The sequence below is a fragment of the Streptomyces sp. 13-12-16 genome (assembly GCF_002114215.1).
Taxonomy (GTDB): domain Bacteria; phylum Actinomycetota; class Actinomycetes; order Streptomycetales; family Streptomycetaceae; genus Streptomyces.
The window spans coordinates 1-7,533 of sequence record NZ_NCTE01000066.1; the positions used below are offsets into that span (position 1 = coordinate 1).

Sequence of the window (7,533 nt, forward strand, 5' to 3'; positions counted from 1 at the left end):
CTGCGGGCCAGGATCCTGTTCGCCCGCAGCCGCAGCGACGAGGCCGCGCCGCTGCTCCTGGAGGCCGCCGCGCAGTTCACCGCCGCCGGGTCCCCGCTGGCCCGGGAGACGTACCTGGAGGCCATCAGCGCGACCATCTTCGCGGGCCGCGTCCACGGTCCGACGGGCGCCCGCGCCGCCGCCGTCGCGGCCCGCGCGTCCGGGGCGCCCTCCTCGGGTTCCAGGTCCGCCGACCTCCTCCTCGACGGAGTGGCCGCCGTCCTCGCGGACGGCTACGAGACCGGTGTCCCGGTACTGCGCGGGGCGCTGGAGTCGCTCACCCACGAGGAACTCGGCACCCGGGAGGCGACCGTGCGCTGGCTGCTGCTGGTCCCGGTCGCGCTGGAGGCGTTCATCCACCACGCCTGGGACCTGCACGCGTGGGACGCGCTGGCCGGCCGCGCGGTGCGCCTGGCCCGCGACATCGGCGCGCTCGGCGCGCTGCCCCCGGCCCTCGTCTACCTGGGCGGGGTCCACATCCACTACGGCGACTTCGCCGAGGCCGACCGGATGATCGACGAAGCCGCCGCGCTCGCCGCCGCGACCGGCCACGCCCCGCACCAGTACGCCACGCTGGTACTGGCCGCCTGGCGGGGCGAGGCGGACGTCGCCGCACCCATCATCGAGGAAGCCAGGCGGCAGGCCGAACAACGCGGCGAGGTGTCCCTGCTGGGCGCCATGGGCTACATCCAGGGCGTGCTCTTCAACGGCCTGGCACGCTACGAGGAGGCCCTGGAGGCCGCCCGCACGGGCATCGAGCACGACGGGTTCAACTTCACCGGCCTGTCGCTGGTCGAACACGTCGAGGCCGCCACGCGGTGCGGCGAGCTGGACCAGGCCCGCGCCTCGCTCGCCCGGCTGCTCGAACTCACCCGCGCCGCCGACTCCGGCTGGGCCCGCGGCGCCGCCGCCCGCAGCCGGGCCCTGCTCACCGAGGGGGACGAGGCCGACGGTCTGTACCGGACCGCGATCGAGGAGTTCGGCCGCGGTGGTGTGACCGTGGAGGTGGCGCGCACCCACCTGCTGTACGGCGAGTGGCTGCGCCGCGGGCATCGCCGTTCGCAGGCCCGGGAACACCTGCGCACGGCCCACGAGATGTTCGACGGCATGCGGGCGCACGCCTTCGCCGAGCGGGCCGGCCGTGAACTGCTCGCCACCGGCGAGCACGCCCGGGTACGGGAGAACGAGCCGGCGAGCGTCCTCACCCCTCAGGAGTCGCAGGTCGCGACACTCGCCGCCGACGGCATGACGAACGCGCGGATCGGCGCGGAGCTGTTCATCAGCCCGCACACCGTGGAGTGGCATCTGCGGAAGGTGTACACGAAGCTCGGGATCAACTCCCGCCGCGCGCTGCCCGGTGCCCTGGCGAGCACCTCGGTCACCGGGATCCACGGCGAGGACACGCTGCGCACCGGCTGAGTCTCCGGGCCCAGGGGACCCCCGTCCTCCCGGACCGCCGCCGGACTGTCACAAGGACGGCCCCCGTCCTGTCAACCGGGCGCGGACGCAGTCGGGCGCCAAGGACAGGGAGACCAGCGCAGATGGATGATGACGCCGTATTGATCACGCGTTGGGACACGCTGACCCGTGCCCATCGTCGGATCGAGACCCGGGTGGAACGGCAACTCCACCGGCACCTGGGCCTGGGGACGAGCGAGTTCTACGCCCTTCGGGCCCTGCGGGAGGGGGCGCGGAGCAGTACCGGGCTGCTCCACCTCAACGACCTGGCCGACGGGACGGGACTCAGCCGGTCCGCCACCAGCCGTCTCGTGACGCGTCTGCGGGACCGTGGCCTCATCACCACACACACGTCGTCACACGACCGCCGGAGCGTCGAGGTGGAGCTCACCGCCGTCGCGCACAGGGTGCTGCGAGCGGGTTCGCCCCTTCTCCGCCACGTGGTCGAGGAGGTCGTACGGGAGCTCGGAGCCGAGGGCACCGACCAGGACCTGCTCCACTACCTCACGGGAGCACGGACGGCGTGACGGTGCCGGCACGTTCGTGTCGCACCGGCCGCCCTTGACACCGTCTCGCCGACACCGTGTGCCGACGTGTGTGTTCCTCACCGGTTCCCGCGACGCGCCAGGACCAGTGACAGGCCGATCAGCAGGGACGTGATGAAGCCGGTGCACAGGACGGCGAACGTCGTGAACGTGGCCGCGAGGACGGCGGCGACCGCGAGGGGAGCGAGGAGGTCGGCCGCGGCGGACAGCCGTACGACCCGCCGGTGCAGCAGCCACACGCAGGTGATGAAGAGGGCGACGGGCACCGTGTACACGGCTGCGGCCCGGACGTCGGTGAGCGCACCGTGGCCGGTGACGTGGGCGACGTTGACGGCGAGCGCCGCCCCCACGGCGGCCGCGGCGGCGAACACCCCGTAGTGTCCGTAGCCCCACAGCATGGCCGTGGTCTGCGTCCTGAGGCGACGTGGTGCGTCCTGGGCGAAGTACAGCCACCACAGTGCGAATACGGTCAGGACCCCGCCCAGCGCGACGGACAGGACGGCGCCGGTCTCCTCGTGGGTCTCCAGGGCGGCACCGACGGCCAAACCGGCGGCCATGACGGACTCACCGAGCACGATCAGGGTGAACAGGCCATAGCGCTCGGCTATGTGATGCGGGTGCCACGTGGTGCCCCCGGCGCGTTCGGCCCAGACCGGCACCAGCAGTTCACCGGCCGCGAGGACGGTGAACGAGGCGACACCGCCGTCGTGGGACAGGGCCGCCCGGGCCAGCCAGCCGATCTGCAGGACGAGGATGCCCAGGGCGTACCGCAGTGCGGACCGCCGGCGTTCCCGGTCCGTGCAAGCGGCGCGCAGCCATTGGCTGACCATGGCCAGCCGCATGACGGCGTAGCCCCAGGTGATGACCGTGAAGTCCCCGTGCTCCAACGCCTCGGCGGCTCCCGCGGACAGCAGCAGGGCCCCGCTGATCTGCACAAGGGTGAGGAGGCGGTAGGGGACGTCGTCCGTGTCGTAGGCGGAGGCGAACCAGGTGAAGTTCATCCAGGCCCACCAGATCGCGAAGAACACGAGTGCGTAACCGAGGAGGCCGTGCCCCGCACGGCCCGCCACGATCTCGTGCTCCAACGCCGACGAAGCCCGCGCGACGGCGGCGACGAAGCAGAGGTCGAAGAACAACTCCAGCGCGGTGGCGGTGCGGTGTTCCTCGCCGGCGTGCCGGGCGAGCATCGGCCGGTACACGGCACCGGGTGCGTACGGTGACTGAGTCATGGCGTCCTGCTCCAACGGCCGCGGTGTCGACGCCGGCTTCGGGAGAGCCGACCGCCGGAGCCGTGGCCGTCCCCCTGCCTGTCGTCATGGTCCATGCGGAACTACGACCGGGTACGGCGACGGTCTGTGACAGCGCCGAGGGCGGTACGGAAGCCGCGGTGGGCCGGGTCTCCGGTGGGCGATCGCGGGCACGACGCCACGGGCACGGCCCCGGCCGCGGGCCGCCGTCACCCTGGACCGCCATGTTCACTTCATGCCGGAGGCGGGGAGGAAGGGCCGTGGGGCGATCGATAGCCTTCCGGGGAGCGGGAGAACGGGACGCCCGGCACGGACTCCCCGGATTCTCCCCGAGGACCCGTCCTGAGCACCACAACTCGGGCCGGTACACACAGACATCGAGGTGAGGGGCCCTGTGTTCACTACCCGACCCACCCTCCAGGGCACCTTCGGCATGGTGTCCTCCACCCACTGGCTGGCCTCGCAGTCGGCGATGGCCGTGCTGGAGGACGGCGGCAACGCCTACGACGCGGCCGTGGCCGGAGCCTTCGTCCTGCACGTCGTCGAGCCGCACCTCAACGGCCCGGCCGGCGAGGTGCCGATCCTGCTCGCGCCGGCCGGCGGTGAGGTGCGGGTGCTGTGCGGGCAGGGCGTGGCCCCGGCCGGGGCCACCGTCGCCCACTACAAAGGGCTCGGCCTGGACCTCGTCCCCGGCACCGGACCGCTCGCCGCGGCCGTGCCCGGAGCCTTCGACGCCTGGATGCTCCTGCTGCGCGACCACGGCACCAAGACCCTCGCCGACGTCCTGAAGTACGCCATCGGCTACGCCGAGGACGGGCACCCGCCCGTGGAGCGCGTCGGCGAGACCGTCGAGACCGTACGCGAGCTGTTCGAGACGGAGTGGACCTCCTCGGCCGAGGTGTACCTGCCCGGCGGCCGCTCCCCGCGCGCCGGTGAGCTGCTGCGCAACCCCGCCCTCGCCGCCACCTGGAAGCGGCTGCTGTCCGAGGTCGCCGGGGCCGGGGGCCGGGAGGCGCAGATCGACGCCGCGCGGGAGGTGTGGCGGACCGGGTTCATCGCCGAGGCACTGGTCCGGCAGGCCGGACGCCCCACCATGGACACCAGCGGCGAGCGCCACACCGGCACCCTGACCGCCGCCGACCTCGCCGGCTGGTCCGCGTCCTACGAGACCCCGGTGACGTACGACTTCGACGGCTGGACCGTGTGCAAGGCCGGCCCCTGGAGCCAGGGCCCGGTCCTGCTCCAGCAACTCGCCCTGCTGCCGCCGGAACTGCCCCGCTACGGCTCCGCCGAGTACATGCACCTGCTGATCGAGGGCTGCAAGCTCGCCATGGCCGACCGCGAGGCCTGGTACGGGGACGCGGCCGAGGTGCCGCTCGACGACCTGCTGTCGGCCGAGTACAACGCCGAGCGGCGGACCAGGATCGGCCCCCGCGCCTCCCACGACCTGCGGCCCGGCAGCCCCGGCGGGCGCACTCCGCGGCTGAGCGCCCACGCGCGCGTGGCGGCCACCGAGGAGCCCGGTTCCGGCTCGATGGGCGCCGGGGAGCCCACCGTCGCCAAGAGCCCGACCTCCCCCGTGCCCGGTGAACCCGAGGTCTCCGCCGACGGCGGCACCCGCGGCGACACCTGCCACCTGGACGTCGTCGACCGCTGGGGCAACATGATCGCGGCCACCCCCAGCGGCGGCTGGCTCCAGTCCAACCCCGTCGTCCCCGAACTCGGCTTCCCCCTCGGCACCCGGCTGCAGATGACGTGGCTGGAGGAGGGACTGCCGGGCACCCTCACCCCCGGCCGCCGCCCCCGGACCACCCTCACCCCGTCCATGGCCCTGCGCGACGGGGTGCCCGTCATGGCGTTCGGCACGCCCGGCGGGGACCAGCAGGACCAGTGGCAGCTGCACTTCTTCCTCGCCGTCGTTCTGCGCGAGCGGGTGCGCGGCGGACTCGACCTCCAGGGCGCCGTCGACGCCCCCAACTGGCACAACGACAGTTTCCCCGGCTCCTTCTACCCGCGCGGCATGCGCCCCGGCAGCGTCACCGTCGAGTCCCGGACGGACCCGGCGGTGGTGGAGGCGCTCCGCCGCCGCGGCCACGAGGTGATCGTCGGCGACGCCTGGTCGGAGGGCCGGCTCTGCGCGGTCGCCCGGGACCCGGCCACCGGCGTCCTCTCCGCGGCGGCCAACCCGCGCGGCATGCAGGGCTACGCGGTGGGCCGCTGAGCCCACGACGGCGGGGGCGGGCACCCCATTTTCATCCCGATTCCACCTGCTGTGCACCGGGCGGGTGGGGATTGTCAGTGGTGCGTGCTCTCATGGGGGCATGATCGAGACCAACGAAACCATCGACGAGTTTCTCGCCCGGCACACCCTTGACGTGGAGGAACTGGTCCGCGAGGCCGCGGCGCGGGAGATCGTGCCGCGCTGGCGGCGGCTCGCCGAGCACGAGGTGGACCTCAAGGCCGGCCCGCACGACCTGGTGACGGACGCCGACCGCAACGCCGAGCGGTACCTCACGGACGCGCTCGCCGCCCTGCTGCCCGGTTCGGCCGTGGTCGGCGAGGAGGCGGTGCACGCCGACCCGGCGTCGTACGAGGCGATACAGGCCGAGGCGCCGGTGTGGATCGTCGACCCCGTCGACGGGACCCGCCAGTTCGTGCGCGGCGAAAGCGGCTTCTGCACCCTGGTCGCCCTCGCGCGGGGCGGAGTCGTGCACGCCTCCTGGACCTACGCCCCCGCCCGGGACCAATTCGCCACGGCCGTACGGGGACAGGGCGCGCACCTCGACGGCGAGCGGCTGCGCGCGGGCTCCCCGGAACCCGGCCGCGACCTCCGCGTGGCCACCTCGCACCCGGACTACACCACGGACGAGCAGAAGCGCGCCCTGCTCGGCCTGTGGACGGACGGCGTGGCACCCCGCGCCTGCGGCTCCGCCGGACTGGAGTACCTGGCCGTCGCCCGCGGTGAGTCCGACGCCACCGCCTTCTCCTGGGAAGCCGCCTGGGACCACGCGGCCGGTCTGCTCCTCGTGGAGGAAGCGGGCGGCGCCCACCTCACCCGCGCGGGTGAGCCCTTCGGCATCAGGGGCGGCAACACCCTGCCCTTCACCGCGGCCCGCGACGCGGCCACCGCCCGCCGGGTGGTGGAACTGCTGACGGACGGAGCCTGATGCCGCACCCCGATCCGAGGCCCCGGGAGAACGCCGGCGCCCCGGCATATCCTGATCCCCCAGTGGCCGTCGGCTGACGAAGGAGTCCGAAGGTGCCGTCGATGCTCGATGCGGTCGTGGTGGGAGCGGGGCCGAACGGGCTGACCGCTGCCGTGGAACTGGCCCGGCGCGGCTTCTCGGTGGCCCTGTTCGAGGCGAAGGACACCGTCGGCGGCGGCGCCCGCACCGAGGAGCTCACCCTCCCCGGCTTCCACCACGACCCGTGCTCCGCAGCCCACCCCCTCGCCGTCAACTCACCCGCGTTCCGCGCCCTCCCACTGGAGCGCTACGGGCTGCGGTGGCTGCACCCGGAACTCCCCATGGCACACCCCTTCCCGGACGGTACGGCGGCCGTGCTGTCCCGGTCGGTCGGGGAGACGGCCGCCTCCTTCGGCCCGCGCGACGCCGGCGCGTACCGCCGGCTCGTCGAGCCCTTCCTGCCCAAGTGGGACACCCTGGCCCGCGACTTCATGTCCCTGCCGATGACCGCGCTGCCCCGCGACCCGGTCACCCTCGCCCGCTTCGGCCTGCTCGGCCTGCCCCCGTCGACATGGCTCACGCGCCGCTTCCGCGACGAGCGGGCCCGCACCCTGTTCGCCGGACTCGTCGCCCATGTCATGGCCCCCCTCGGCGGTTTCGCCACCGGTGCCGTCGGCCTGGTCTTCGCCCTCGCCGCGCACGCCCGCGGCTGGCCCGTCGCCCGCGGCGGCTCCCAGGCCATCTCCGACGCCCTCGCCGCGTACTTCGAGGACCTCGGCGGCAGCGTCCACACCGACTACGAGGTCAAGCGCCTCGACGACCTGCCGCCGGCCCGGGCGTACGTCTTCGACACCTCGCCCACCGCCCTGGCCCGCATCGCCGGCTTCGGCGGCCACTACGCGAACTACCGTTACGGCCCCGGCGTCTTCAAGATCGACTACGCGCTGGACGGCCCCGTGCCGTGGACCGCGCCCGAGGCCCGCGCCGCCGGCACCGTGCAGATCGGCGCGGACAGCGGCGAGATCGGCGCCGCCCTGCGCGCCGCCTCCCGCGAGGGCC

At 73.8% G+C, this 7,533-nt stretch carries 6 protein-coding genes; 5 read left to right on the forward strand and 1 reads right to left on the reverse strand.

Annotated features, from left to right (window positions below):
* Nucleotides 1–1,458: LuxR family transcriptional regulator (locus B7767_RS03120; protein WP_218775769.1), on the forward strand; the 1,458-nt coding region annotated here is incomplete at its 5' end.
* A gap of 122 nt (nt 1,459–1,580) precedes the next feature.
* Entirely contained in the window at nt 1,581–2,024 is a 444-nt protein-coding gene (locus B7767_RS03125) for a MarR family winged helix-turn-helix transcriptional regulator (protein WP_085570752.1), read from the forward strand.
* 77 nt (nt 2,025–2,101) lie between these two features.
* Here B7767_RS03125 and B7767_RS03130 read toward each other — a convergent pair whose 3' ends face one another.
* Entirely contained in the window at nt 2,102–3,271 is a 1,170-nt protein-coding gene (locus B7767_RS03130) for a low temperature requirement protein A (RefSeq protein WP_085570753.1), read from the reverse strand.
* Nucleotides 3,272–3,683: 412 nt separating this feature from the next.
* Between B7767_RS03130 and B7767_RS03135 the strand changes: the two genes are divergently transcribed.
* The 3 genes from B7767_RS03135 to B7767_RS03145 all read left to right on the forward strand — a co-directional run.
* Nucleotides 3,684–5,510 carry a gamma-glutamyltransferase family protein gene (locus tag B7767_RS03135; RefSeq protein WP_085570754.1) on the forward strand — a complete coding sequence of 609 codons (1,827 nt, stop codon included), beginning with the start codon at nt 3,684–3,686 and terminating at the stop codon, nt 5,508–5,510.
* A 100-nt stretch (nt 5,511–5,610) separates the two neighbouring features.
* Nucleotides 5,611–6,456, forward strand: a complete 846-nt coding sequence (locus tag B7767_RS03140; protein WP_085570755.1) for an inositol monophosphatase family protein — start codon at nt 5,611–5,613, stop codon at nt 6,454–6,456.
* A gap of 101 nt (nt 6,457–6,557) precedes the next feature.
* The coding region (locus B7767_RS03145; protein WP_085570756.1) for an NAD(P)/FAD-dependent oxidoreductase at nt 6,558–7,533 on the forward strand (976 nt) is incomplete at its 3' end.